22 protein-coding genes and 2 pseudogenes are annotated in these 25,414 nt (G+C 72.4%); 12 read left to right on the top strand and 12 right to left on the bottom strand.

Features of this window, described 5'->3' with window-relative positions:
• Positions 1–84: 84 nt before the first annotated feature.
• Both MF605_RS05380 and MF605_RS05385 read right to left on the bottom strand, forming a co-directional pair.
• Positions 85–678, bottom strand: coding sequence for a GNAT family N-acetyltransferase (locus MF605_RS05380; RefSeq protein ID WP_230260495.1), 594 nt, complete (start codon positions 676–678; stop codon positions 85–87).
• Between the two features lie 63 nt (positions 679–741).
• Positions 742–947, bottom strand: a pseudogene (locus tag MF605_RS05385) (transposase); the annotation flags it as partial.
• 97 nt (positions 948–1,044) lie between these two features.
• On the opposite strand from MF605_RS05385, the pseudogene MF605_RS05390 reads away from it, so the two are divergent.
• Positions 1,045–2,271 (top strand): annotated as a pseudogene (locus MF605_RS05390) (short-chain fatty acid transporter); the annotation flags it as partial.
• Between the two features lie 178 nt (positions 2,272–2,449).
• On the opposite strand, the gene MF605_RS05395 reads toward MF605_RS05390, so the two are convergent.
• Both MF605_RS05395 and MF605_RS05400 read right to left on the bottom strand, forming a co-directional pair.
• Positions 2,450–3,091: a thymidine kinase gene (locus MF605_RS05395; protein ID WP_087115174.1), complete on the bottom strand. Its 642-nt coding sequence runs from the start codon at positions 3,089–3,091 to the stop codon at positions 2,450–2,452.
• 8 nt (positions 3,092–3,099) lie between these two features.
• Positions 3,100–3,543 carry a DUF3151 domain-containing protein gene (locus MF605_RS05400; RefSeq protein ID WP_095695231.1) on the bottom strand — a complete coding sequence of 148 codons (444 nt, stop codon included), beginning with the start codon at positions 3,541–3,543 and terminating at the stop codon, positions 3,100–3,102.
• Between the two features lie 174 nt (positions 3,544–3,717).
• Between MF605_RS05400 and MF605_RS05405 the strand changes: the two genes are divergently transcribed.
• On the top strand, positions 3,718–4,938 hold the full coding sequence (locus MF605_RS05405) for a hypothetical protein (protein ID WP_134416812.1): 1,221 nt from the start codon (positions 3,718–3,720) through the stop codon (positions 4,936–4,938).
• Between the two features lie 66 nt (positions 4,939–5,004).
• Here MF605_RS05405 and aceB read toward each other — a convergent pair whose 3' ends face one another.
• Positions 5,005–6,768 carry a malate synthase A gene (aceB, locus tag MF605_RS05410; RefSeq protein ID WP_134416813.1) on the bottom strand — a complete coding sequence of 588 codons (1,764 nt, stop codon included), beginning with the start codon at positions 6,766–6,768 and terminating at the stop codon, positions 5,005–5,007.
• 33 nt (positions 6,769–6,801) lie between these two features.
• Complete coding sequence (aceA, locus tag MF605_RS05415) at positions 6,802–8,109, bottom strand: isocitrate lyase (RefSeq protein ID WP_129043255.1); 1,308 nt, start codon at positions 8,107–8,109, stop codon at positions 6,802–6,804.
• A gap of 268 nt (positions 8,110–8,377) precedes the next feature.
• Between aceA and MF605_RS05420 the strand changes: the two genes are divergently transcribed.
• Positions 8,378–9,844, top strand: coding sequence for a type II toxin-antitoxin system RelB family anti-toxin (locus MF605_RS05420; RefSeq protein ID WP_134416814.1), 1,467 nt, complete (start codon positions 8,378–8,380; stop codon positions 9,842–9,844).
• Between the two features lie 59 nt (positions 9,845–9,903).
• Here the strand turns inward: MF605_RS05420 and fbaA are convergent, their stop codons facing one another.
• Positions 9,904–10,926, bottom strand: a complete 1,023-nt coding sequence (gene fbaA, locus MF605_RS05425; protein WP_020626750.1) for a class II fructose-bisphosphate aldolase — start codon at positions 10,924–10,926, stop codon at positions 9,904–9,906.
• Positions 10,927–11,122: 196 nt separating this feature from the next.
• Between fbaA and MF605_RS05430 the strand changes: the two genes are divergently transcribed.
• Complete coding sequence (locus MF605_RS05430) at positions 11,123–12,478, top strand: lipase family protein (protein ID WP_134416815.1); 1,356 nt, start codon at positions 11,123–11,125, stop codon at positions 12,476–12,478.
• A 51-nt stretch (positions 12,479–12,529) separates the two neighbouring features.
• Entirely contained in the window at positions 12,530–13,426 is an 897-nt protein-coding gene (locus MF605_RS05435) for an SMP-30/gluconolactonase/LRE family protein (protein WP_020626752.1), read from the top strand.
• A gap of 124 nt (positions 13,427–13,550) precedes the next feature.
• Here the strand turns inward: MF605_RS05435 and MF605_RS05440 are convergent, their stop codons facing one another.
• Both MF605_RS05440 and MF605_RS05445 read right to left on the bottom strand, forming a co-directional pair.
• Positions 13,551–14,192, bottom strand: a complete 642-nt coding sequence (locus MF605_RS05440; RefSeq protein WP_225348933.1) for a TrmH family RNA methyltransferase — start codon at positions 14,190–14,192, stop codon at positions 13,551–13,553.
• Positions 14,189–14,557 carry a hypothetical protein gene (locus tag MF605_RS05445; RefSeq protein WP_020626754.1) on the bottom strand — a complete coding sequence of 123 codons (369 nt, stop codon included), beginning with the start codon at positions 14,555–14,557 and terminating at the stop codon, positions 14,189–14,191. The genes MF605_RS05440 and MF605_RS05445 overlap by 4 nt, the downstream gene beginning before the upstream one ends.
• Positions 14,558–14,626: 69 nt before the next feature.
• Here MF605_RS05445 and MF605_RS05450 point away from each other — a divergent pair, with 69 nt between their 5' ends.
• Positions 14,627–15,712, top strand: a complete 1,086-nt coding sequence (locus tag MF605_RS05450; protein WP_134416824.1) for a magnesium and cobalt transport protein CorA — start codon at positions 14,627–14,629, stop codon at positions 15,710–15,712.
• Positions 15,713–15,740: 28 nt separating this feature from the next.
• On the opposite strand, the gene pyrE is transcribed toward MF605_RS05450, so the two are convergent.
• The gene (gene pyrE / locus MF605_RS05455; RefSeq protein ID WP_073116238.1) at positions 15,741–16,337 is read right to left on the bottom strand and encodes an orotate phosphoribosyltransferase; all 597 of its coding nucleotides are present in this window, start codon (positions 16,335–16,337) and stop codon (positions 15,741–15,743) included.
• A 58-nt stretch (positions 16,338–16,395) separates the two neighbouring features.
• Here pyrE and MF605_RS05460 point away from each other — a divergent pair, with 58 nt between their 5' ends.
• The 6 genes from MF605_RS05460 to MF605_RS05485 all read left to right on the top strand — a co-directional run bounded on the left by MF605_RS05460 (position 16,396) and on the right by MF605_RS05485 (position 23,212).
• A complete protein-coding gene (locus tag MF605_RS05460) occupies positions 16,396–16,842 on the top strand; it encodes a MarR family winged helix-turn-helix transcriptional regulator (RefSeq protein WP_134416816.1) in 447 nt (148 codons plus the stop codon).
• 58 nt (positions 16,843–16,900) lie between these two features.
• Complete coding sequence (gene nadE / locus MF605_RS05465; RefSeq protein WP_134416817.1) at positions 16,901–17,809, top strand: NAD(+) synthase; 909 nt, start codon at positions 16,901–16,903, stop codon at positions 17,807–17,809.
• 44 nt (positions 17,810–17,853) lie between these two features.
• Entirely contained in the window at positions 17,854–18,681 is an 828-nt protein-coding gene (locus MF605_RS05470) for an exodeoxyribonuclease III (RefSeq protein ID WP_041103610.1), read from the top strand.
• A gap of 18 nt (positions 18,682–18,699) precedes the next feature.
• Positions 18,700–19,602 carry a DUF8083 family protein gene (locus MF605_RS05475; RefSeq protein WP_041103609.1) on the top strand — a complete coding sequence of 301 codons (903 nt, stop codon included), beginning with the start codon at positions 18,700–18,702 and terminating at the stop codon, positions 19,600–19,602.
• Between the two features lie 113 nt (positions 19,603–19,715).
• Entirely contained in the window at positions 19,716–21,539 is a 1,824-nt protein-coding gene (locus MF605_RS05480) for a glycoside hydrolase family 13 protein (protein WP_134416818.1), read from the top strand.
• Positions 21,540–21,745: 206 nt separating this feature from the next.
• A complete protein-coding gene (locus MF605_RS05485; RefSeq protein WP_134416819.1) occupies positions 21,746–23,212 on the top strand; it encodes an amino acid permease in 1,467 nt (488 codons plus the stop codon).
• Between the two features lie 82 nt (positions 23,213–23,294).
• Here MF605_RS05485 and MF605_RS05490 read toward each other — a convergent pair whose 3' ends face one another.
• Together MF605_RS05490 and MF605_RS05495 are read right to left on the bottom strand one after the other, a co-directional pair.
• Positions 23,295–25,154: a BCCT family transporter gene (locus MF605_RS05490; RefSeq protein ID WP_134416820.1), complete on the bottom strand. Its 1,860-nt coding sequence runs from the start codon at positions 25,152–25,154 to the stop codon at positions 23,295–23,297.
• A gap of 133 nt (positions 25,155–25,287) precedes the next feature.
• The coding region (locus tag MF605_RS05495) for an integrase core domain-containing protein (protein ID WP_242821245.1) at positions 25,288–25,414 on the bottom strand (127 nt) is incomplete at its 5' end.

The raw sequence follows: 25,414 nt of genomic DNA on the forward strand, positions 1-25,414 counted from the left end.
CATTCCCCACCCGGCTCACAGCCCCCTGCTGGCACACGGCCCTCGGCGGTGGAGCGGCAGATCATGCGGTCGTGGCCGCCGGGATCACTCCTGCGTAAGGGGCGAATGGAACTCCGAGGCGAGCATCGCGTAGGTGGCACCATCCACCCAGCCGCGCGTGAGATGCAGAGACTCCTCCTTGAACGTGCCCTCGTGACGCATCCCCACCTTCTCCATGATGCGCAGACTCGGAGCGTTGTCCGCGAAGGCATGAGCCTCCACGCGTCGCACACCCAGATCGTCGAACGCGAAGCCCAGCAGGGCTCGCGCAAGCTCGGTGCCATAGCCCTGCCCGGCCTGGCGCGGATCGATCGTCCAGCCGATCTCGGCCTGGGCGTCCCGGCCTTCCTCCCGCGGGCCGCCCTGACTCCACGCGTCCCGCACCGCGACCTTCCCGACACCGACGATGACGTCTCCGGCCCGCACGGTGAGGCGGTCCCCCGCCCCGAGGTAGGACTCGCGCAGCGCGTTCTCACTCTCCGGGCGGCCGGAGGTCCACGACCACACCTGCTCGAGACGGCAGAAGCTCCACACGGCGGGCGCATCGAGACCCCGGAACGGAGTGAGGGTCAGCCGGCGGGCTCGCAGCGGGAAGCAGACGCCTCGACTCGCGGCGAGCTCCAGGAGAGGGGTGGCCATGACAGACAGGGTACGAACAAGAGTCCTCGAGTCAGCCCCCGGACAGACCAGTGCCCACACCCTGCGTCGATGCCAGGTCCACGCGGTCTGCCAGGGCCCGTTGACCTCGGGCAGATCCCGCCACGGAGTCCCGCACCTGCACCGGCAGATGATCGCTTCGACCATCGTGTGGACATTCGAGAAGGGTCGACCCTGCCGGCCCGTGCGGTCTGGAGCAGCGGGGCGATCAGCTCCGATCGGGCATCGGAGACGACGTGCAACCGGGACATGGCTCCCCGGATCTCAGCGGGTCCCTGGAGCCATTCTCAGACACGCCCTAGGCCATCTCCAGCGCCGAGGCCCGCCTCACAACAGAGGAGGTCCTCGCTGCTCACTCCGGCCGGGCCGGCCGACGTCGTCGTGGGCTGGGGTGACGGCCTGTCCGGACTGCTGGCGTTCATCACGCAGATGGCGCTCGTGCTCATGCTCGGCCACATCCTGGCGAACACCGGTCCGGTGCGCCGCCTGCTCGCCCGGCTCGCCAGCATTCCCCGCACGCCCCTGGCCGCCTACATCTTCGTGTTCGTGGTGGCGGCGGCCTCCCTCATCACGTGGGGCCTGGGCCTGGTGGTCGGTGCGCTGCTGGCCAAGGAGGTCGCGGCGCAGGCCCGTGAGCGCGGGCTGGTCCTGCACTTCCCGATGCTGGTGGCCGCCGGGTTCTCCGGGTTCGTGGTGTGGCACATGGGGTACTCGGGCTCCGGCCCGCTGACGGCCGCCACCCCCGGTTCGTTCCTCACGGAGAGCCTGGACGGCCGGACGGTCCCGGTCTCGGAGACCACCTTCTCCTGGTGGAACATCACCGCCGCCGTGGTGACCGTGCTCGTCGTGGCCCTGGCCCTGTTCCTCGTCGCCCCGCGCGCCGGGGACCGGATCGTGGAGCTGGAGATCGACGCGCGGGACCAGGACGCGGTGTCCGCACCGGAGATCGAGACGCCGGCGGACCGTCTCGACGCCTCCCGTGTCCCCACGCTCCTCGTCGGCGCCATGCTCGTGACCTATCTGGTGATGCACTTCGTCGGCGGCGGCACCCTCACCCTGGACATCGTCAACTGGTCCTTCCTCGCGCTGATCCTGCTGCTGGTGCGCAGCCCGCACGAGCTGATCGGCCTCACCCAGGGGGCCGCGTCCAACGTGGGCGAGATCCTGCTGCAGTTCCCCCTCTACGCGGGCATCCTCGGCATGATGACGACCACCGGCCTGGTGGCGGTGCTCTCGGACGCCTTCGTGGCGATCTCGAACCCGGTGACGTTCGGCCTGCTGGCGTTCCTGGCCGCGGGCCTCGTGAACTTCTTCGTCCCCTCCGGCGGCGGACAGTTCGCCGTGCAGGGCCCGATCATGCTCCAGGCCGGCGACGCGCTCGGCGTGGACCCGGCCATCACCATCATGGCCGTCTCCTACGGCGACCAGTGGACCAACATGATCCAGCCGTTCTGGGCGATCCCCCTTCTGGCGATCGCCGGCCTGAAGATGCGCGACATCCTGGGGTACACCACGGTCGTGCTGCTCGCGTCGGGGCTCGTCTTCGGCGGCACACTCCTGCTCGTCTCGCTCTGAGCCGGCCGGCCGATGCGGGCCGGGTCCGGACAGACGAAGGACCCCGGGATCACCGGGGCCCTTCGCCTGTCATCACTCGCACCTTCATCACTCGCACCTCGATGAAGTGGTTCCACCGTACGAACCGAGCATGGGCGCAGCCGTCACGCAGCCTGGCAGTTGCCTGGCAATGGCCGCCTCAGCCCAGTGCACCGCCGGACTCGGCCAGGTAGCACGTGCCGCACAGAGACTCGTAGGTCACCTGAACACCGTCGATCGCCACCTGGTCCCCCTCGAACACGAAGTGCTCGGCGCCCGTGGTCGGGTCCACGACCTTGCGCGTGTTGAACACCGCCTTCCGGCCGCACCGGCAGATGGTCTTCAGCTCCTCGAGGGAGTGCGCCAGCTCCAGCAGCCGCGCGGAGCCCGGGAAGGAGCGGGTGCGGAAGTCGGTGCGCAGCCCGTAGGCGATCACGGGGACGCCGTCGAGCACGGCGATGCGCAGCAGGTCGTCCACCTGCGCCGGCTCGAGGAACTGTGCCTCGTCCACGAGCAGACACGCCACGGGCGGAGCCTCCACGTGCCCCACGAGGGCGTCCGGGTCGTCACCGGTGGCGTGCCGGCGGAACAGCTCCCGCACGTCCGCTCCCGCCGGGACGAGGAAGTCCACGGCGCGGGTCACACCGAGGCGGGACACGACGTCGCCCTCCCCCTTCACGTCGACCTCCGGCTTGGCCAGCAGCACCCGCTGGCCGCGCTCCTCGTAGTTGAAGGCGGCCTGCAGCAGGCCCGTGGACTTGCCGGAGTTCATGGCCCCGTAGCGGAAGTAGAGCTTGGCCACGGCTCCGCTCAGCCCTGGGCGCGGCCCTGGTCGGCCTCGATCTGCTCCGCGGCCGTGGGGTCCGAGTCCCGCAGGAAGGTGCGGATGCGCTCGACCTCCTCGGACTCCCCGATCCCGGCGGCCGCGCGGCCCAGCGCGTACAGGGCGCGCAGGAAGCCGCGGTTGGGCTCATGGGCGTACGGCACCGGGCCGGCGCCGCGCCACCCCGCCCGGCGCAGCGCGTCCAGGCCCCGGTGGTAGCCGACGCGGGCGTACGCATAGGAGTCCACGGTCCGACCCTCGGCCCACGCGTCCTCCGCCATGAGCGCCCACACCAGGGAGGACTCGGGCGCCACCGGCACGATGTCCTCGGGCAGGTCACCTGCCTCGAGCCGGGCCAGCACCTCCGGCTCCTCCGGCAGGCGCGTGGCCGGCGGCTCCATCAGGTTCTTGCCGATCAGGGACTCGGACATGGGATGCCTCTTCTCCTCGCGGACGATGCGGTCGCGGCCGAGTCTATCGACGGCGCCGGACGCCGGACGGATCGCCGTCCCCGCGTCCAGGACGGTCCGGTACCGTAGGCGCAGCGTCCGTCCGCCGCCCCACGCTCCCGGGGCCGGGCCGCCGATGCCGTCGAAGGAGCCTCCATGACCCACCCCGCGCCCGCCCGCCGCCGTGCCCCGCTGGCCGTCGGCGTCGCCGCCCTCGCCCTCGCCCTGGCCGGCTGCGGCTCGGCCGGCCAGTCCGGTGAGCCCGCCTCGTCGACCGCCGCGGCGCCCAGCGGATCGGCGGCCTCGGCCGCGGCCGGCTCGGCCACGGAGAGCCCCACCGACCCCGCGTCCGCCGCGGCGTCCCGCGTCCGTGAGGCCCTCGCGTCGGAGTCCGCCGAGGGCACCCCGCGCGCCGAGCCGCGTCAGGCGTTCGAGACCGTCGGCCCGGGCATCAAGGACGGCGCCGCCACCGAGGCCTGGAAGAACACGGCCGCGGTCCGCAACGACACCGTCTCCGTGATGGACTGCACGCGCGACGTCCTGGACCAGCGCACCCTGGACGCCGTCGCCACGCACATCCCGGACAGCTCGAACATCGAGATCGTGCAGCTGTTCGCCTCGCAGGACGAGACCCACGAGTTCCTCACCTGCGTCTACAACGGCTACTTCGAGTACAGCCCCGGCATGCCCCTGGCGCAGGTCCACTACCAGCACAACCTCGACGGCTCCCGCCTGGAGTGGTGCCAGGAGGAGCCCGCCGCCGTGGCGGACGAGTACACGTTCGACCCGAAGACCGGCAAGGGGCTGCTCGCCCTGCTGCGCCCCGGCATGGTCGGCGGCCAGGACGGCGCCCCCCTGCTGCCCCAGCGCACCGCGTGGGCCTGCTCCGAGGACGGCAGCGAGATGGTCTCCGTGACCATGGGCTCCATGGAGGGCTTCGGCGACGCCAACGGCGGCCTCACCCAGGTGAAGAACTCGCCGGTCGCGCAGAGCACCACCCTCGTCACCGAGACCCGCGACCACCTCGCGGACACCGTGCTGAAGGACGCCGGGGACTTCCAGGAGGTCATCAAGCTCAGCTCGCCGTTCTTCCTGAACGCGCAGATGGACGAGGAGACCCTGGCCCAGGCCCGGGAGATCCCCACCGGCCGCGTGCCCGACGAGCTGCTGAACAACCAGTCCACGATCGACCGCCCCGAGGGCGCCCCCGGCCCCGTGGCCCCCGGCCAGCCGCCGCGGCCGTTCCAGGGCGCCGCGCGGGAGGCCGCCGAATCCCAGCGGGCCGCGGAGGCGTCCGCCTCGGCGTCGGCCAGCCCGTCACCGACGAAGTCGGCCTCGGCCTCGGCCTCGCCGTCCCCCTCCACGTCCGGGGAGTGACGTCCCGGCACGACGACGGCCGGTCACCTCGTGAGGTGACCGGCCGTCGTCGTGGGGCCCGGCGGATCAGGCCTTCGCCGCGGCGTCGTCCTGACTGGCGAAGTGCCGGCGGTACGCGCCCAGGGTGAGGAACGCCGGGTACTCCGGCGGCAGGGCCGACTCGCAGAACACGCGCACCGCGTCCTCGAACCGGTGGCCCTCGGGCAGCGGGCCGGCGAGGATCCGAGCGTGCTCCTCGCGGATCAGCTGCTCCATCCAGCCGCGGTTGGCGGTCCGCACGCCGCCCTCGGTCAGCTGCACACCGGTGCCGTTGTGGGCCCACTGCCAGATCTGGGACCGGGAGATCTCCGCCGTGGCGGCGTCCTCCATGAGTCCGTGGATCGCGGCGGCGCCGTTCCCCCGCAGCCAGGACTCGATGTAGCGGATCCCGACCTCGATGTTCATCCGCACGCCGGCCTCGGTCACCGAGCCCGTGGTCGCGGCGACGTCGAGCAGGGCGGCCTCGTCCGGCTCCACGTCCTCGCGACGGCGGGTGCGGATCTGGTTCGGGGCCTCGCCGAGCACGGCGTCGAACTCCTCCCGGGCGACCGGCACGAGGTCCGGGTGCGCCACCCACGAGCCGTCGAAGCCGTCGCCGGCCTCGCGGGCCTTGTCCGCGCGCACCTTCTCCAGCGCGGCGGCGTTGGCCTCCTCGTTCCGGCGGTCCGGGATCACGGCGGACATGCCGCCGATCGCCGAGGCGCCGCGCCGGTGGCAGGCCCGGACCAGCTGCTCCGTGTAGGCCCGCATCATCGGCTGGGTCATGGTCACCTCCGAGCGGTCCGGGAGGACGAACTCGGCCCCGCGGTCCCGGAAGTTCTTGATGATGGAGAAGATGTAGTCCCAGCGGCCGGCGTTGAGGCCCGCGGCGTGGTTGCGCAGCTGGTACAGGATCTCCTCCATCTGGAACGCCGCGGTGATCGTCTCGATCAGCACGGTGGCCCGGATGGTGCCCTGGGGGATGCCCAGCTCGTCCTGCGCCGCCACGAACACGCAGTTCCACAGCCGCGCCTCGAGATGGGACTCGAGCTTGGGCAGGTAGAAGTACGGGCCGTGGCCGCGGCGGATCAGCTCGTGGGCGTTGTGGAAGAAGTACAGGCCGAAGTCCACGAGGGCGCCGGCCATCGGCTCGCCGTCCACACGGATGTGGTCCTCGATGAGGTGCCAGCCGCGCGGGCGGACGATGATGGTCGGCCGGTCCGTGAGCTCGCGCTCGCGCAGCCGGTACTCCTTGCCCTCGGGGGAGGTGAAGTCGATCTGGTCGCGGATCGCGTCGAACAGGTTGACCTGCCCGTCCAGCATCCGGTCCCAGGACGGCGTCGAGGAGTCCTCGAAGTCGGCGAGCCAGCCCGAGGCGCCCGAGTTGAGGGCGTTGATCGTCATCTTCCGATCCACGGGGCCGGTGATCTCCACGCGGCGGTCCTGCAGGCCGGGGGCCAGCGGCGCCACACGCCAGGAGTCGTCCTCGCGGACCCGGCGGGTGGACCGCAGGTAGTGCGGGTTCCATCCGTCGGTGATGCGGCGCTGGGTGTACTCCCGCTCCTCGAGCAGCCGCCGGCGGCGGTCCTCGGCCAGCCGGTGCAGGCGGCCGAGGAACGCCAGCGCCTCGTCCGTGAGGATCTCGGCCTGCCGCCCGTCGACCGGCCCGTGGACGGTCACCACGGGGGCGGCGCCCTCGGGGATGACGACGGGGATGGCCTGGGTGCTCACGTCATGCGGCAGGGGCGTGTGCTCCCGAACGTCGTCGGCATGGATCTCGTGCAGGGTGGGGGTCGTGGTCTGCGGGCTCATGGGACTGCCTCCTCGCGGTCTCGGCTGAGCGGATCAGTGGAACTGGCCGGACTCCGTGGAGCCCGCCAGGGCCACCGTGGAGCTGTCCGGGTTGATGGCGGTGGACACGGCGTCGAAGTAGCCGGTGCCGACCTCGCGCTGGTGCTTGGTCGCGGTGTAGCCGCGGGCCTCGTCGGCGAACTCGCGCTCCTGCAGCTCGACGTACGCGGACATCTGGCGCTCGTTGTATCCCTTGGCCAGGTCGAACATCGAGTGGTTCAGGGCGTGGAAGCCGGCCAGCGTGATGAACTGGAAGGTGTAGCCCATGGCGCCCAGCTCGCGCTGGAACTTGGCGATGGTGTCGTCGTCGAGGTTCTTCTTCCAGTTGAACGACGGCGAGCAGTTGTAGGCCAGCATCTGGTCCGGGAACTCGGCCTTGACGGCCTCGGCGAACTTCCGGGCCAGCTCGAGGTCCGGGGTGCCGGTCTCCATCCAGATCAGATCCGAGTGGGGGGCGTAGGCCTTGGCGCGGGCGATGCAGGGCTCGACGCCGTTGCGGACCTTGTAGAAGCCCTCCGCGGTGCGCTCACCGGTGATGAACTCGGCGTCGCGCTCGTCCACGTCCGAGGTGATCAGGGTGGCCGCCTCGGCATCAGTGCGGGCGATGATCACGCTGGGCACGTCGGCGACGTCGGCGGCCAGGCGGGCGGCGTTGAGCGTGCGGATGTGCTGGCCGGTGGGGATGAGCACCTTGCCGCCGAGGTGGCCGCACTTCTTCTCGGAGGCCAGCTGGTCCTCCCAGTGCACACCGGAGGCGCCGGCGGTGATCATCGACTTCATGAGCTCGTAGGCGTTGAGCGGGCCGCCGAAGCCGGCCTCGGCGTCGGCCACGATCGGCACGAGCCAGTCCTCGACGCTGCTGACGCCCTCGGCGTGCTCGATCTGGTCCGCGCGCAGCAGGGCGTTGTTGATGCGGCGCACCACCTGCGGCACGGAGTTGGCCGGGTACAGGGACTGGTCCGGGTACGTGTGGCCGGAGAGGTTGGCGTCCGCGGCGACCTGCCAGCCGGAGAGGTAGATGGCGCGCAGCCCGGCCTTGACCTGCTGGACGGCCTGGTTGCCGGTGAGGGCGCCGAGGGCGTTGGTGAACTCACCGCGGGCGTTCTCGTCCTTCAGCTGGGTCCACAGCTTCTCGGCGCCGCGGCGGGCCAGCGTGTGCTCCTCCTGGATGCGGCCGCGGAGACGGACGACGTCCTCGGCGGTGAAGCTGCGCTCGACGCCGGCCCAGCGGGGGTTGTTGTCCCAGTCGTGCTGGAGCTGTTCGGCGGAGGCGGGAGTGGAGTGGTGGGGCTGGGTGGTCATGACGTCCTCCTGAGGATCGGTCCGGTTCGTGAAGGGTTCGGTGCGACGTGTCCGTCGCTGCCGTTGACATCCACCTTGGCCCCGGGCAAGGCCCTCTGGAGCACAAAATCGGTGGAAACTCCGGCTGTTCCTGCCACTGGGTCAGAACGTGACGGTCCTTGCGCCCCCATGTGGCCTGGATCACGGCAACGGCCCCCCGCTTGTCAAGAATGTGACTTTCTTTCCGAAACACGTGATCTCCTCCCCGGTTCCGTCTACAGTTCCGCGCATGATGACCCGCCCGCTTCCCGAGGACAGCGCGACCGTGGACGCCGTCGCGCTGGGCCGCCGCGTTCGGCACCTGCGCAAGCAGGCCGGCCTCACCCTGGACCAGCTCGCGGAGCGCACGGGAGTGAGCGGCTCGCACCTGTCCCTCGTGGAGAACGCCCGCCGCGAGCCGCGGCTCTCGCTGGTCCAGCGGATCGCCGAGGTTTTGGGCGTGCCGGTCGAGGACCTGCTCACCGGCCGGGCCCCCACCCGGCGGGCCGAACTGGAGATCGAGGTCGAACGGTTCGCGCGCTCGGAGCACTACGCCTCCCTCGGCCTGCCGCCGCTGCGCATCGGGCCCCGCACCCCCACCGAGGTCCTCGAGGTGATCGCGGGGTTGGAGGCCGAGCTGCGCCGTCGCCTGGAGGAGCAGGCCGCCACCCCCGAGGAGGCGCGCCGCGCCAACGCCCAGCTGCGCGCCCAGATGCGCGCGGTGGACAACCACTACCCCGACCTCGAGGCCGAGGCGCATCGGCTGCTCGACGCGATCGGCCACACGGGCGGGCCGCTGGGCCTGCACGCGGTCTCGGAGCTGGCCGAGCACCTCGGCTTCACCCTGCGCTTCGTCCCGGACCTGCCGCACTCCACGCGCTCCGTCACGGACCTCAAGCACGGGCGCATCCACATCAGCGGCTCCCGCTCCTCAGACCATGACCGCCGCACCGTGGTGCTCCAGGCCCTCGCCGCCGCCGTCCTGGGCCACGGCGAGCCGCGGGACTACGAGGACTTCCTCGCCCAGCGTGTGGCGGTGAACTACCTGGCGGGCGCGCTGCTCATGCCGCAGCGGGCGGCGTCGTCGCTGCTGCGGGCCGCCCAGAAGCGCCGGGACCTGTCCGTGGACGACCTGAAGGACGCGTTCGGCGTCTCCTACGAGGCCGCCGCGCACCGGTTCACCAACCTGGCCACCGTGGACCTGGGCATCCGCTGCCACTTCCAGAAGGTCCACGAGACCGGGGTGATCCACAAGGCCTACGAGAATGACGGGATCGTGTTCCCCGCCGACCACACCGGTGCGATCGAGGGCCAGCAGGCGTGCCGGAAGTGGGGCGCACGGCAGGCGTTCTCCCGCAACGACCGGTTCCGCGCCCACGCCCAGTACACGGACTCGCCCAACGGGACGTTCTGGTGCACCTCGATGATCGAGAACGGCCCCGACGGACTGTTCGCCCTCTCCGTGGGCACCCCGTTCGAGCATGCCCGGTACTTCCGCGGCGCGGACACCCGCCACCGGGTCACCTCCACGTGCCCGGATCCGCGCTGCTGCCGCCGCCCCGACCCCGAGCTCGAGGCCGCGTGGGGCGGGCACGTGTGGCCCGCGGCCCGCATGCACGCGCATCTGCTGGCGGCCATGCCCACGCAGACCTTCCCCGGTGTGGACGAGCGCGAGGTCTTCGAGTTCCTCCAGGCCCAGGAGGAGCGGGAGGGCTGAGGACGACGCCGGCCCGCACCCTCACGCGAGGGTGCGGGCCGGCGCGGCGGACGGCGGGGTCAGCCGATGCTCTTGCCGGCCGAGTTCAGCTCGGTGCAGGCCTGGACCACGCGGGCGGCCATGGCCTCCTCGGCCTTGGCGCCCCACACGCGGGGGTCGTACTGCTTCTTGTCGCCGACCTCGCCGTCGACCTTCAGGACGCCGTCGTAGTTCTCGAACATGTGCCCGGCCACCGGGCGGGTGAACGCGTACTGGGTGTCCGTGTCCACGTTCATCTTCACGACGCCGTACTCCACCGAGTCGGCGATCTCCTGGGCGGCGGAGCCGGAGCCGCCGTGGAACACGAGGTCGAACGGGCGCTCCTTGCCGAACTTCTCGCCCACGGCCTGCTGGATCTCCTGCAGGATCTCCGGGCGCAGCTTCACGTTGCCCGGCTTGTAGACGCCGTGCACGTTGCCGAAGGTCAGCGCGGTGAGGTAGCGACCGTGCTCGCCGAGGCCGAGGGCCTCCACCGTGGCGATGCCGTCCTGGACGGTGGTGTAGAGCTTCTCGTTGATCTCGTGGGCCACGCCGTCCTCCTCGCCGCCCACGACGCCGATCTCCACCTCGAGGATCTGCTTGTTGGCGTGGGTGCGCGCGAGCAGCTCGCGGCCGATCCGCAGGTTCTCCTCGAGGGTCTCGGCGGAGCCGTCCCACATGTGGGAGTTGAAGATCGGGTCGCGCCCGGCCTTCACCTCGGCCTCCGAGGCGTCCAGCAGGGGCAGGACGAAGCCCTCGAGCTTGTCCTGGGGGCAGTGGTCCGTGTGCAGGGCGATGTTCACGGAGTACTTCTTGGCGACCTCGCGCGCGAACGCGGCGAAGGCCAGCGAGCCGGCGACCATGTCCTTCACGGAGGAGCCGGAGAAGTAGGCGGCGCCGCCGGTGGAGACCTGGACGATGCCGTCCGAGCCGGCCTCGGCGAAGCCGCGGATGGCGGCGTTCAGGGTCTGGGAGCTGGTGACGTTGATCGCCGGGAAGGCGAAGGCGCCGTTCTTGGCGGCGTCGATCATCTCGGCGTACTTCTCCGGGGATGCGATGGGCATGCTGCAGCTCCTAGGCGTCGTCGACTCGGGCAGGCGGGGGAGCGCGGCGAGCGCGACACCCTCGGGCACATCCTATCCGCGCGGCCGGACCCGCCCCAGGGTCCCGGACCCGACGGCGACGCCGGCCTGGGCACGACCCCGCCGTTTGCCTAGGGTGAGCGGCGTCACATTCGCATCCGAGAGACCGGAGACCGCCATGGCCCCCGCCCACCGCCCCTCCCGCCCCCTCGCCCTGGCCGCCGCCCTGGCTGTCGTCGCCGGGTTCGGCGCGCCACACGCGGCCCTGGCCCAGGAGTCCGCCCCGGCCCCGGACGCACCGGAGGTGAGCTCCGCCGTCGCGGACCTCTCGCAGCCGGCCACGACGGCCGAGGACGCCCGCTGGAACGCGGCCCGGGACACCCTGGCGGCGGCCTCGGCCGACGACCCCTTCTACCTGCCGCCCGCCACCGTGCCCGCGACCCCCGGCGCCCTGATCCGCACCGAGCCCACCGCCTTCTACCTGGACCCGGTGCGGCTGGTGCAGGTGCCGGCGCACGCCACGCGCATCATGTACGCCTCGCAGGATGCCCAGGGCCGACCCATCGCCGTGACCGGCACCGTGCTGACCCCCACCGCGCCCTGGACGGGCAGCGGCGAGCGTCCCGTGATCAGCTACGCGGTGGGGACCCAGGGGGCGGCGGACCGCTGCGCCCCCTCGCGGACCCTCTCGACCGGCGAACAGTACGAAGGCGTGGGGATCACCTCCCTGCTGAGTCGCGGCCACGCCGTGGTGGTCACCGACTACGAGGGCCTGGGCACCCCGGGCACGCACACCTACATGGTCCGGGAGGCCCAGGCGCACGCCGTCCTCGACGCGGTGCGCGCGGCCGCCCAGGTGTCGGGGTCGGGCGTCACCGCGACCGCGCCGGTCGCGCTCGCGGGCTACTCGCAGGGCGGCGGGGCGGCCGCGGCCGCCGCCGAGCTCGCGTCCGACTACGCCCCGGAGCTGGACCTCAAGGGCGCCTACGTGGGCGCCCCGCCGGCCGACCTCGTGCAGGTCGCGGACCGGATCGACGGCGGCCTGTACGCGGCCTTCCTGCTCTACGCGATGGCCGGGCAGCTCGCCGCGTACGACGTGGACCCGGCCACGCACCTCAACGAGACCGGCCTGACGGCCCTCGCCGGCGCGGCCGAGACCTGCATGGTGGGCAGCCTCGCCTACGCGCACCTCGACTCCGCCACACTGACCCACACGGGGCAGGACTTCCCTGAGCTCGTCCGCTCCGATGCCGAGCTGGCCGGGATCCTCGCCGAGCAGCGGATCGGCGCACCGGGCCGCCGTCCGGACGTGCCGGTGATGATCGCGCACTCCGTCACGGACGACGTCATCCCGTACCGCACCGGCCGCGACCTGGGCCGCCGCTGGTGCGCGGAGGGCGCGCGGGTGCGTTTCGACCCGCTCCTCACCCCGACCCACGTGGGCGGCCACGTGGCCTCGCTGCCGCGGATGGGGGCGTTCCTGGACGCGACCCTCGCCGACCGCTGGACCGCCGACTCGTGCGGGTGGTTCTGAGCCTCGGCTAGCGTCGGGGCCAGGACCGTCCCGCCCACCGAAGGAGCAGTCATGCGCGCCGAGCAGGTCACCGATCCCATCGCCTACCACGGCGAGGGCCCCGTCTGGGCCGCCTCGTGGGGCAGCGCCGCCGAGGGCGTGACCGCCGGCGGCGGCCTGCGCTGGGTGGACATGCTCGCCGGGGACGTCCTGTCCCTGCGCACCGACGGGACGGTGGACCGCACGCACGTCGGCGACGTGGCCGCCGCGCTGCGCCCGCGTGCGGGGGGTGGCGCCGTCGTCGCGGTGGAGCGGGGCTTCGCCCTGATCTCGCCCGAGGGCGAGCTGACGACGCTGCCCGAGCTGTGGGGCGCGGACGCCGGGATCCGGATGAACGAGGGCGGCTGCGACCCGGACGGCCGGTTCCACTGCGGCACCATGGCGTACGCCAAGACCCCCGGCGCGGCGAACCTCTACCGGCTCGCCCCCGGGCCCGACGGCGGCGCCGGCGAGGTGGACGTCGTGCTGACCGGCGCGACGACGTCCAACGGCCTGGAGTGGAGCCCCGACGGCACGCGGGCCTACTACAACGACACCCCCACACGGCAGGTGGCCGTGTTCGACTACTCCCGCGAGGAGGGCCTGACGAACCGCCGCGTGCTCGTGGACGTGCTCGACGGGGAGGGCAAGCCGGACGGACTCACCGTGGACGCCGAGGGCGGGATCTGGGTGGCCGTGATCAGCCACGGGCAGATCCACCGGTACACGCCCGAGGGGACGCTCGACGAGGTGGTCGAGGTGCCCGTGCAGAAGACGACGGCGTGCACCTTCGGCGGCGACGACCTCGGCACCCTCTACATCACCACCTCCTGGGAGAACCTGGAGCGCGGCGAGGACCCGCTGGCCGGGGCCCTGTTCGCCGTCCGCCCGGGGGTGACGGGTCTGCCGGCCCGGCCCTTCGCGGGCTGAGGCCGTCACGCCGCACGTCGTCGGCGCGGTCCTGCGCGGTCCTGCGCCGTTCTGCGCGGCGAGCCAGACGAATCTGCGGTCCAGAGGCTCCTTTCAGCGCGGAATCGTCTGGCTCGCGCCGGACTCAGGGGACGGCCGCGTGCTGCCGGATCCACGCGTGCATCGCGATGCCGGCGGCCACGCCCGCGTTGATCGAGCGGGTGGAGCCGTACTGCGCGATGGACAGCACCGCGCTCGACGCCGCGCGCACCTCCGCCGAGAGTCCCGGCCCCTCCTGCCCGAAGACGAGCACGCAGGCACGCGGGAAGTCGAAGGTCTCCACCGGCACCGACTCGGGGAACAGGTCCACGCCGAGCACGGGCAGCCCCTCCCCCGCCGCCCACCCGGTGAACGCCGCCACCGTCTCGTGGTGGCGCACGTGCAGGTACCGGTCGGTGACCATGGCGCCGCGCCGGTTCCAGCGGCGCCGCCCGATGATGTGCACCCCGGCGGCGTTGAACGCGTTGGCGGTGCGCACGACGGTGCCGATGTTCAGGTCGTGCTGCCAGTTCTCGATGGCCACGTGGAACGGGTGCCGCCGCGCGTCGAGGTCCGCGACGATCGCCTCGAGGCTCCAGTAGCGGTAGCGGTCGAGCACGTTGCGGCGGTCGCCAAGCGCGAGCAGCTCCGGGTCGTAGCGGGGGTCCTCCGGCCACGGGCCGGTCCACGGGCCGACGCCGACCTCGCGGGGCGCGGCGCCGTCCTCGGCCGGCGCGGGCTCGCTCAGCGGCCGGCCTCGGACCGGTCGACGGCGGCCCAGGCGGCCCCGGCGGACACCGCGGCCACGGAGAGCACCGCCGGCCACGCGCCGATCTTCTTGGCCAGCGGGTGGGAGGCGCCGAAGCCGCCGAGGTACAGGGCGGCCAGGCCCCCGGCGACGGCCGGCCCCCGCTTGGCCAGCCACGTCCGGCCGGCGTACAGGCCGGCGGCTGCCAGCACGACGCCGCCGAGCGGGCGGATGCCGGTCTCACGGGCGGTCAGGTAGCCGCCGATCAGACCGAATGCGGTGACCGGGGCCGTGGAGACGGCGTGGGCGGGGAGCAGGGTCTTGCCGTCGCGGACGACGGGCGGGGCATGGCGCGGAGTCTTCATGGCGCCACCGTAGCGCGCGCATCCTGGAATACGCCGGGGGCCACCGTCGGGGAGAATGTCCTGGTGAGCATGATCGACAACGCCGTGTACGTGGACGGGCGGCGCGTCCACGCCCCCTCCACCCTCGAGGACACCTGGGAGGAGTGCGAGCGCACCGGCGGCATGGCCTGGCTGGGCCTGTACCGCCCGGACGTGGCCGAGCTCCAAGCGGTCGCGGAGGAGCTGCGCCTGCACCCGCTCGCCGTCGAGGACGCCCTCGCCGGAGGCGAGCGCGCCAAGCTGGACCGCTACGGCGAGGACTCGTTCATGGTCCTGCACCCGGCCCGCTACATCGACCGCACCGAGACCGTGGAGTTCGGCGAGCTGAGCGTCTTCACCGGCGAGCACTACGTGGTGACGGTGCGCCACGCGGAGGAGCCGGACCTGGCCGCCGTGCGTCGGTCCCTGGAGACGGAGGGCCGCGAGCGTCTCGCGATGGGGCCGTGGCAGGTCACCCTGGAGATCCTGGACCGGGTCGTGGACGACTACTTCCCGGTGGCCGACGGCCTCGAACAGGACATCGCGGAGATCGAGGACCAGGTCTTCGCCGGCGACGGGCACGTCTCCCGGCGCATCTACGAGCTCTCCCGCGAGGTGCTGAACTTCCAGCACGCCATCCGCGCGCTGCCGTTCATCGTGGAGCAGCTCCAGGAGGAGGTGCGCACCCGCCTGCACGAGGACACCCGCCGCCTCGACGCCGACGGCCTGCCCCGGCGCGACGACGCCCACGCCTGGGAGGACGAGGAGCTCAGCGATCAGGCGCGCCTCGAGGTGGAGAACCTGCGCCGCCTGCGCGACGTCCACGACCACGCCGTCCAGATCAACGAGCGCGTGATGACCATGCGCCAGATGCTCAACAGCGCCCTCGAGCTGGACTCGACGCTGGCCTCGAAGCGGCTGGCCGAGCAGTCGATCGCCCAGAACGAGCAGGTCAAGCAGATCTCGTCCTGGGCGGCGATCATCTTCGCGCCGCAGCTGGTGGGCTCGGTGTACGGCATGAACTTCGACGGCATGCCCGAGCTGCACTGGGCGTTCGGCTATCCGTTCGCCCTGGGACTCATGCTGGCGGTGGCCCTCACGCTGTTCGTGCTGTTCAAGCGCGCGGACTGGCTCTAGGCGGGCGGCGCGCGGGGCCGTCCGAGGCTCAGTCGAGGCCGAGCTCGTCCTTGCCGAACGCGTACAGGTACGGCACCCCCGCTTCCTCGGCCACGCGTTCGGCGGCGCCGGTCGCACGGTCCACGATCACGGCCACGGCCTGGACGTCGCCGCCGGCGTTGCGCACGCCCTCGACGGCGGTGAGCGCGGAGCCGCCCGTCGTCGAGGTGTCCTCCAGCACGACGACGCGGCGGCCGTCCACGCCCGGGCCCTCCACCTGCCGGCCCATGCCGTACGACTTCTGCGCCTTGCGCACCACGAACGCGTCGAGCGCGCGGCCCGCGGCGCCGGCCTGGTGCATCATCGCGGTGGCCACGGGGTCGGCGCCCATGGTGAGACCGCCCACGGCGTCGAACCCGATCCCGTTCTCCTCGAGCAGGCGCAGCATCACGCGGCCGATCAGCGGGGCGGCCTCGTGGTGCAGGGTGACGCGACGCAGGTCCACGTAGTAGTCCGCCTCCTTGCCGGAGGACAGGGTCACGCGGCCGTGCACCACGGCCAGCTCCTGGATGAGCTGCTTGAGCCGCTCGCGGTCCTGCTCGGGCGTGGGGACGGTGGGGGTCTGCGCGTCGGTCATGCCGCCCATGCTAGTGCGGGCCCGACCGCCCCTGCCGCTTCCGTCCCGGCCTGGCTAGGCTCGGGTCATGAGCGAGATCCCGCACGACGACGCCGCCGTCCAGCACCCCTCCGGCCTGCCCCTGGCGCACTGGCTCACCCTCACCGAGGGCCTGATCGCGGCGCGCGTGGCCGAGAGCCTCGAGGAGCACGGCCTCACCCGCGCCCAGTGGCAGCTGCTGAACACCCTCACGGTGGCCCCGCAGTCCCGCGCCGAGCTCGAGGCCGGCTTCGAGGAGGAGCAGCGCGGCGCGGTGCCCGGTCAGATCGAGGAGCTGGTCGAGTCCCACTGGGTGACGGTCGAGGGCGACCTCTACACCCTCACCGCCACGGGCCGCACTGCGGGCGCCCGCGTGGGCGAGGCGGTCGAGGCCCTGCGTGCCGAAGCGACGGCGGACGTCCCGCGGGACCAGATCGACGACGCCGTCCGCGTCCTGCGCCGCATCGCCCGCAACCTGGGGCACCCGGACGCGTGAGCCGTCGTCGCCGACCGACCCTGTCCCCGTGCGCGGGGCCGGTCCTACGCTGACCGGCATGCGTGAACTCCAGCAGCGGATCATCGCCCAGCAGGGCGTCCTCCCCGAGATCGACCCGGCGGCCGAAGTCGAACGGCGCGTGGCCTTCCTCGCCGACTACCTCGCGGCCACGGGCGCGTCCGGCTTCGTCCTGGGCATCTCCGGCGGCGTGGACTCCACGGTGGGTGGCCGGCTGGCCCAGCTCGCCGTCGAGCGTCGCCGCGCCCAGCTCGGCGTCACGGACGCCGTCGCCCTGGGCGGCCCCGGCACCGCCCCGCCGGGTGAGGCGGGGGTGGGCGCCGACGTCGTGCCCTCCCGCGAGAACCCCCGGTTCACCGCCGTGCGCCTGCCCTACAAGGTGCAGCACGACGAGGCGGATGCCCGGGCGGCCATGGACTTCGTGGGTGCGGATCAGGACGTCACCCTGAACATCGCGGAGGCCGTGCAGGGTCTGGCCGCCGCCTTCGCTGAGGCCGTGGGGGAGCCGATCTCGGACTACAACCAGGGCAACGTGAAGGCCCGCATCCGCATGACGGCCCAGTACGCGGTGGCCGGCGCCCACGGGCAGCTGGTGATCGGCACGGACCACGCGGCCGAGGCCGTCACCGGGTTCTACACGAAGTTCGGCGACGGCGGCGCGGACGTCCTGCCGCTGGCCGGCCTGAACAAGCGGCAGGTGCGGGCGCTGGGCCGCGAACTCGGAGCCCCCGAGCCCCTGTGGAACAAGGTGCCCACCGCGGACCTGCTGGACGGCACGCCGGGCCAGACGGACGAGGCCGAACTCGGGATGACGTACGAGGACATCGACGACTACCTCGAGGGCAAGGACGTCCCGACCGAGGTCGCGGAGAAGCTCGAGGGCATCTGGCTCCGCAGCCGCCACAAGCGCACCACGCCGGTGACGATCCACGACGACTGGTGGCGCTGAGGCGCCGATCCCACGGTGTCCGCGCCCTTCGATAGCCTGGCCGGGTGAAGATCGCCACCTGGAACGTCAACTCCCTCCGTGCCCGCGCCGACCGCGTCGAGGCCTTCCTCGAGCGCCATGACATCGACGTCCTGGCCATCCAGGAGACCAAGTGCCGGGACGAGAACTTCCCGTGGGAGCTCTTCGAGCGCGCCGGCTACGAGGTGGTCCACAACGGCACCTCGCAGTGGAACGGCGTGGCCATCGCCTCCCGCGTCGGCCTGAGCGACGTGCAGCGCGGCTTCCCCGGCCAGCCGCACTTCGGCAAGGGCGGCGTGGACCCGCAGGAGGAGTCCCGCGCCATCGGGGCGACCGTGGGCGCCGAGGCGGCCGACGGCGTCGCCCCGGTCCGCCTGTGGAGCCTCTACGTGCCCAACGGGCGCGGCCTGGAGAACGAGCACATGGGCTACAAGCTCGAGTGGCTGCGCGTGCTCCAGGAGCACGCGGCCGAGCGCCTCGCCGAGGACCCGGACACCCGGCTCGCCCTGGCCGGCGACTGGAACATCGCTCCGCAGGACGAGGACGTGTGGGACATCGAGCTGTTCCAGCGCGAGGGCTACACGCACGTCTCCCCGGCCGAGCGCGCGGCGTTCCACGCGTTCGAGGACGCCGGGCTGGTGGACGTGGTGCGCCCGCGCCACCCCGGCCCCGGCGTGTACACGTACTGGGACTACACGGGCCTGGCCTTCCCCAAGAAGAAGGGCATGCGCATCGACTTCCAGCTGTGCTCCCCCGCCCTCGCACGGACGGTCACGGACGCCTGGATCGACCGCGAGGAGCGCAAGGGCAAGGGCGCCTCGGACCACGCGCCCGTGGTCGTCGAGCTGGGCTGAACCACGGACGAGCCCGCGATGACCCACGACGACGGCGGCCCGCCCCCGGGTGTCGCGCGCGGCACCGCGCACCTGCGCGTCTTCCAGCCGCTGGCCGCGTTCCCGGACGCGGTCCAGGCGCGGCTGATCGCCGGCGGCCACCGCACCCGTGCCGAGGTCGAGGCCGAGGCGGCCGAACGGGCCCGGCGTCGCCTGGCCCGGCCCGTGGCCGACCCGTTCCCGGAACCCGGTGAGGACGACCTGGTGCGGGTCCTCCAGGACGAGCACCGCTCCGCCTTCTACTGCCCGGACGAGCGGGGCCTGCGCGCCGAGATGGCCGCGGCCATGCTCGAGGAGACGATGCTGCCGCGGCTGCACGAGGCCGCCATCCCGCCGGCGGCGCGCGCCATGAACCGCGGCCGCGCGCTCGTGGCGCTCGAGGACGAGTGGGGCCTCTCCCCCGACCCGGACGCGGCGGGCCAGGACCCGCAGGACGAGGGCGGCGCGCCGGAGCACCACCGCGTGCAGACGCGCACGGCCACGTGGGGTGTGCCGCACGGCTGGCTCACGGTGTTCGACCCCGAGGAGCCGGTGAAGCGCCTCGTGGACGGCGAGCGCACGGCGTACCGGCGCGCCCCGATCGTGGCCGCCCGGGAGCGGGCCGGGCACGCGGCGGCGGTGCTCGCGCGGCACGCCCCGGATGCGGAGCTGATCGGCGAGCTCACGGTGATGGTGGAGTGGCTCGGCGCGTTCCACCCCGACTCGTGGATCGAGCTGGACTACGGCGGCCTCACGCGGCACGTGTGGCCGGACGACTCCGTCTTCGACCTGTGGACGCTCATCGACGCCCTCGAGGAGGGTGACGAGGCGACCGCCGGCGTCGCGCAGGAACGGCTGAACCGTCGCTGGGCCACCGTCGGGATGCTGGCCCGGCTGACCTGAGCCGGCCCGGCGCACCGGGGTGGGGCCGCCCCGAGGCGGCCGAGACGCACACCACGCCGCCGACGCCGCTCACGCGGGGCGCGCGCTCCCGCGTCGGGCCTAGGGTGGATCCCATGACCACGCAGCGCCTGAGCACCCCGCCCTCGGAAGCCCGGAACCGGCCCGTCACACCGTGGTGGGTGGACGCCGTGATCTACCAGGTGTACCCGCGCTCCTTCGCGGACGCGGACGGGGACGGCATGGGCGACCTGCGCGGCGTCACCTCGCGCCTCGACTACCTGGCCCAGCTCGGCGTGGACGCGATCTGGCTCTCGCCCTTCTACCTCTCCCCGCAGCACGACGCCGGCTACGACGTCGCGGACTACCGCGCCGTGGACCCGCGGTTCGGCACGCTCGCGGACGCGGACGAGATGATCGCCGCCGCGCACGAGGCCGGCATCCGCGTGGTCGTGGACCTCGTGCCGAACCACACCTCGTCCGAGCACGCGTGGTTCCAGGCCGCCCTGGCCGCCGCCCCCGGCTCCCCCGAGCGCGCCCGCTACCACTTCGCCGAGGGCCGCGGCGAGCACGGCGAGCTGCCCCCCAACAACTGGGAGTCCACGTTCGGCGGCGGGGCCTGGACCCGTGTGACCGAGGCGGACGGCACCCCGGGCCAGTGGTACCTGCACCTGTTCGACACCACGCAGCCGGACCTGAACTGGGAGAACGAGGAGGTGCGCGAGGAGTTCCGCTCCATCCTGCGGTTCTGGCTGGACCGCGGCGTGGACGGCTTCCGGGTGGACGTGGCCCACGGGCTCATCAAGCAGCCCGGCTACCCGGACGCCGAGCACTCCCGCATGGGCATGGTCACGGACGCGGGCGAGGACGCCGACCCCACGTTCGACCCGGACACCTTCGAGCCGCTCACCCCGTTCATGGACCAGGACCGCGTCCACGAAGTCTACCGGGACTGGCGGCGGGTCCTGGACTCCTACGACCACGAGCCGATGATGGTGGCCGAGGCGTGGGTGGCCCCGCTCTCGCGGATGTTCCGGTACGTCCGCCCCGGCGAGATGCACCAGACCTTCAACTTCACCTACCTCATGGCCGGCTGGGACGCCGCCTCGCTGACCCACGCGATCGACCGGTCCTTCGAGCAGGCCGGCCGGGTCGGCGCCCCGAACACCTGGGTGCTCTCGAACCACGACACGGTGCGCCACGCCTCCCGCTACGGCCTCGCCGACCCGAGCTCCTACCCCGCCGGCATCACGGCCGAGGACGAGCAGCCAGACGAGGCGGTCGGTCGCCGTCGGGCCCGCGCCGCCGCGATGGTGGAGCTGGGCCTGCCCGGCTCCGCGTACATCTACCAGGGCGACGAGCTGGGCCTGCCCGAGCACACCACCCTCGCCGCCGAGCATCGCCAGGACCCGTACTTCTTCCGCACGGACGGCAAGGAGCCCGGCCGCGACGGCTGCCGCATCCCTCTGCCGTGGGCCGCGGACGAGACGTCCTACGGCTTCTCGACCCCCGCGGACGACGACGGCCCCGCGTCCGCCGCCGAGGGCGTCGCCGCGCCGTGGCTGCCCCAGCCCGCGTCCTTCCGGGCGCTGGCGGCGGACCGGCAGGTCGGCGTCGAGGGCTCCGTGTTCGAGCTGTACCGGCGTCTGCTGCAGATCCGCGGCGAGCTCGACCTGGGCACGGGCACGTTCGCGTGGTCCGAGCACCACGACCCCGCACGCGGGGTGCTGGCGTTCACGGTCACCTCGGGCGGTGGCCGGCACCTGGGCTCGGGCGAGCCGATCCCGGCGCGCACCGTGCTCGTGATGGCGAACCTGTCGACCGATCCCGTCGACCTGCCCGCGGGCCATTCCCGGGCCCTGTTCTCCCTCGAGGAGGCAGAGGCCGTGCAGGACGGGCAGCTCGCGCACGACGCCGCCGCGTGGCTGCTCATGGACTGAGCCGGGCACGCCCCGGGACCCGCCGGGGCGCCACAGATCTTCCGCGAGGAATCAGCGGTGGCCGAGGCCACATCATCCGGCACGGTCGGATGAACTCGACGTAACGTCCACGATGACTCGCATCACACCGGACAAAGTGGCATGAACGCTGTGTCACGAGTCACCATGGCGTGTCCTGATCCACCCCCTTCGAGCGGAGACTTCACGTGAGCACCTCCCCCTCCGGCTCCCGCGTCGCCGAGCCCGACGCGGCCACCACGGACCGCGGGCAGCTGCACCGCGGCCTGAGCCAGCGGCACATCATGTTCATCGCCCTGGGCACGGCGGTGGGCACCGGCCTCTTCTACGGCTCGGCCGGCGGCATCCAGGCCGCCGGGCCGGGCGTGATCCTGTCCTTCCTCGTCGCCGGCGCCGCCGTGTTCCTCGTGATGCGCGCCCTCGGCGAGATGACGCTCCGTGAGCCCGTCTCCGGCTCCTTCGCCGCCTATGCCTCCCGTTATCTCGGCCCCTTCGCCGGCTACGTGACCGGCTGGACCTTCGTCTTCGAGCTGGCCGTCGTGATCATCGCGGACACCGCCGCCATCACCACGTACATGGCGTTCTGGTTCCCGGGGGTCCCGGCCTGGGCCTGGGTCGCCGCCACGATCCTCGTGGTCGGCCTGATCAACTTCACGCACGTCGGGAACTTCGGCGAGGCCGAGTTCTGGCTGACGCTCGTGAAGGTCGGGGCCATCGTGGCGATGATCTTCGGCGGTGTGATCCTGCTCTTCACCGGCGCCTCCACCGCGGACGGCACCCAAGCCAGCCTGGCGAACCTCGTGGACCACGGCGGATTCCTGCCGCACGGCATCCTGGGCGTGCTGACCGCGCTCACCATCGTGACGTTCTCCTTCGGCGGCATCGAGACCCTCGGCGTGGCCGCGGGCGAGGCCAAGAACCCGGAGAAGGTGCTGCCCAAGGCCATCAACACGGTGCCGATCCGCATCCTGTTGTTCTACGTGCTGACGATGGCGGTCATCATGGCCCTCGTCCCCTGGAACCAGGTGGACGGCAAGGCCAGCCCGTTCGTGCAGATCTTCGAGGGCCTCGGCGTCCCCTTCGCCCCGCACCTGCTGAACTTCGTGGTGCTCACGGCCGCCGTCTCCGCGATCAACGCCTGCATCTACGCGTCCGGTCGCCTGCTCTACGCGATGGCCCATGACGGCCAGGCGCCCCGGGCCTTCACCCACACCAACCGCGGCGGCGTGCCGTGGCTGTCCGTGGCCGTGACGCTGGGCGTGATGGTGCTCGGCGCGGTGCTGATCACCGTGGACCCGAACGCCTTCAGCCTGGTGGCCGGCGTCGCCTCGTTCGCCGTGGTGCTGACCTGGGCCATGATCTTCCTGTCCCACCGCGCCATGCGCAGGCGCGTCGCGGAGCAGGGCGCGGAGCCGTCCCCCTTCCCCATGCCGCTGGGCAACGTCGGCACCTACCTGGGCCTGGCGTTTGTGGCCACCGTGGTGATCACCATGGCTACCATCCCGGATTCGCGCCGCGCGCTCATCATCGGTCTCGTGTGGGTCGCGGTCCTGACCCTCGCCTGGTTCGTCACGGGCACCCGCACGTCGGCCGCGGCCCACAGCCGCACCGGCACCCTGCCGGTGGTCCGCACCCGCCAGTCCCACGAGGACTGACCCCCACGACGACGACGGCCCCTGTCCCGCGCGGGACAGGGGCCGTTCTCGTCGGGGCCGGGAGGGCGCCCGGGGGCGGACGTCAGTGCTCGTGGCGGCGCAGCCGGGTGCGGCGGGGCCCCTCCGAGGCCGGGACGCCGGCGGCCGCATCGGCGATCCGCTGCTGGTGGTCGCGGCTGAGCGAGGCCCACCACTGCGACGCCGCCACGGGGCCGGCGTCGATCACCTCGTCGTCGTCGGACTCGAGGCCCAGGCGGTCCTTGATGGAGGCCAGCATGGCCTGGCGGCGCACCGCCTCCACCCGCGCCACGGAGTAGCCGAGCGAGCGGAACGTGGCCAGGCAGATCAGCAGCATCATCACGGAGAACGGCAGGCCGATGGTGATGGCCAGGACCTGGATCGCGGACAGGCCGCCGGCGGCCAGCAGGGCCGCGGCCATGAGCGAGGTGGCGATGGCGAAGAAGATCTTCACCGTGGCCTTCGGGTTCACGTCGCCGCCCGTGGCGAGCATGCCCATCACGAGCGAGCCCGAGTCGGCGGAGGTGATGAAGAAGATGCCCGAGAGGATAATGGCGCCGACCACGAGCATCGTGCCCGCGGGCAGCTGCTCGAGCACCTGGAAGAGCGCGGTGTTCGAGTCGATGGCGCCGTCCGCGCCCACCACGGAGGTGTACCCGGCCGGGCGGGTGGTCTCGAGGAAGATCGCGGTGCCGCCCAGGATGCCGAACCAGACCACGCCCACCATGGTGGGCACCAGCAGCACGCCGGCGATGAACTCGCGCACGGTGCGACCGCGCGAGATGCGGGCGATGAAGATGCCGACGAACGGCGTCCAGGACATCCACCAGCCCCAGTAGTACGCGCTCCAGCCGGCCTGCCACGCGTCGCCCTCGGCGCCGTAGAACGCGGAGACGTTGAGCGAGTTCGCGAAGAAGTACTGCATGTAGGAGCCGAGGGACTGCACCATCTCCTTGAACAGGAACGCGGTGGGTCCCACGATCGCGATGAACAGCAGCAGGCCGGCGGCCAGGATCAGGTTGGTGTTGGACAGCCACTTCATGCCGCGCTCCACGCCGGAGACCACGGTGTAGAGCACCACGCAGGTGACCGCGCCGATCATGGCGTACTCGAGCCAGGGGCTGTCCTCGGGCACGATGCCCAGCGCGCGCAGGCCCGCGGACATCTGGGTGACCCCGAGGCCCAGCGAGGTGGCCACGCCGAAGACGGTGCCGATGAGGGCGATGTTGTCGATCAGGTGGCCCCAGCCGCCGCGCACGCGGCGCTCGCCGATCAGCGGCTCGAAGGCCCAGCGCAGCGCGAGGGGACGGCCGCGCCGGTGGATGGCCAGCGCGACCGCCACGCCCACCACCGCGTAGATCGCCCAGGGCTGCAGGCCCCAGTGCAGGAACGTGGTGGCCAGCGCCGACTGGGCGGCCTCCGCCTGGGTGGGGTTGGCGGCCGCCACGTCGGGCCGCGGATCGGTGAAGTGCATGAGCGGCTCGGTCATGCCGAAGAACACGAGGCCGATGCCCATGCCCGCCGCGAAGAGCAGGGAGAACCAGGACAGCGTGGAGAACTCGGGCTTCTCATCGGGCTTGCCCAGCGTGATCCCGCCCTTGCGGGAGAACGCGAGGTAGCCGCAGAACAGCACGAAGAACAGAGCGACGAGCGCGTACCACCACGAGAAGTTCGTGATGATGGCCTGCTGGACCAGGCCGATGCCCACGGTCATCTGGTCGGGGGCGAGCAGCGTGGCCCCCACGAAGGAGAGCACGATGACCGCGGAGGGCCAGAACACCCACGGCAGCAGGACGCGGTCGCGGGCGGCCGCGGCGGAGGTGGCAGGGGCGACGCCGGCGTCGGGGGCGGTCGCCGAGGACGGATGGTTCCCGGGTTGCTCGGGGATCATGGGCTCGGTCGAGGGCGGTGTCGGATCGCTCATCCTCCCGACCTTACGTGGTCCCGCACGCCGGCTCCCTGCCTGAGACGCGGCCGAGTGGACGGTCTCACCCGGTGGGGTGACCGCGCCCACGGCCCCGGCGCGGGCGTCCCCTGGTGAGGCGTGGGCGGCCTCACTAGGTGTAAGAGGTCATGACGTTGTTGACACGCACCGGGGCCAACGAGGCCGGAGGAGCCTCTCCGCAGGAGGTATGAGGCCGATGATAGTTGTAGTGGTTCACCCACACCTGCAGGGCCTCACGC

The sequence above is a fragment of the Micrococcus luteus genome, assembly GCF_022664405.1.
GTDB lineage: Bacteria > Actinomycetota > Actinomycetes > Actinomycetales > Micrococcaceae > Micrococcus > Micrococcus luteus.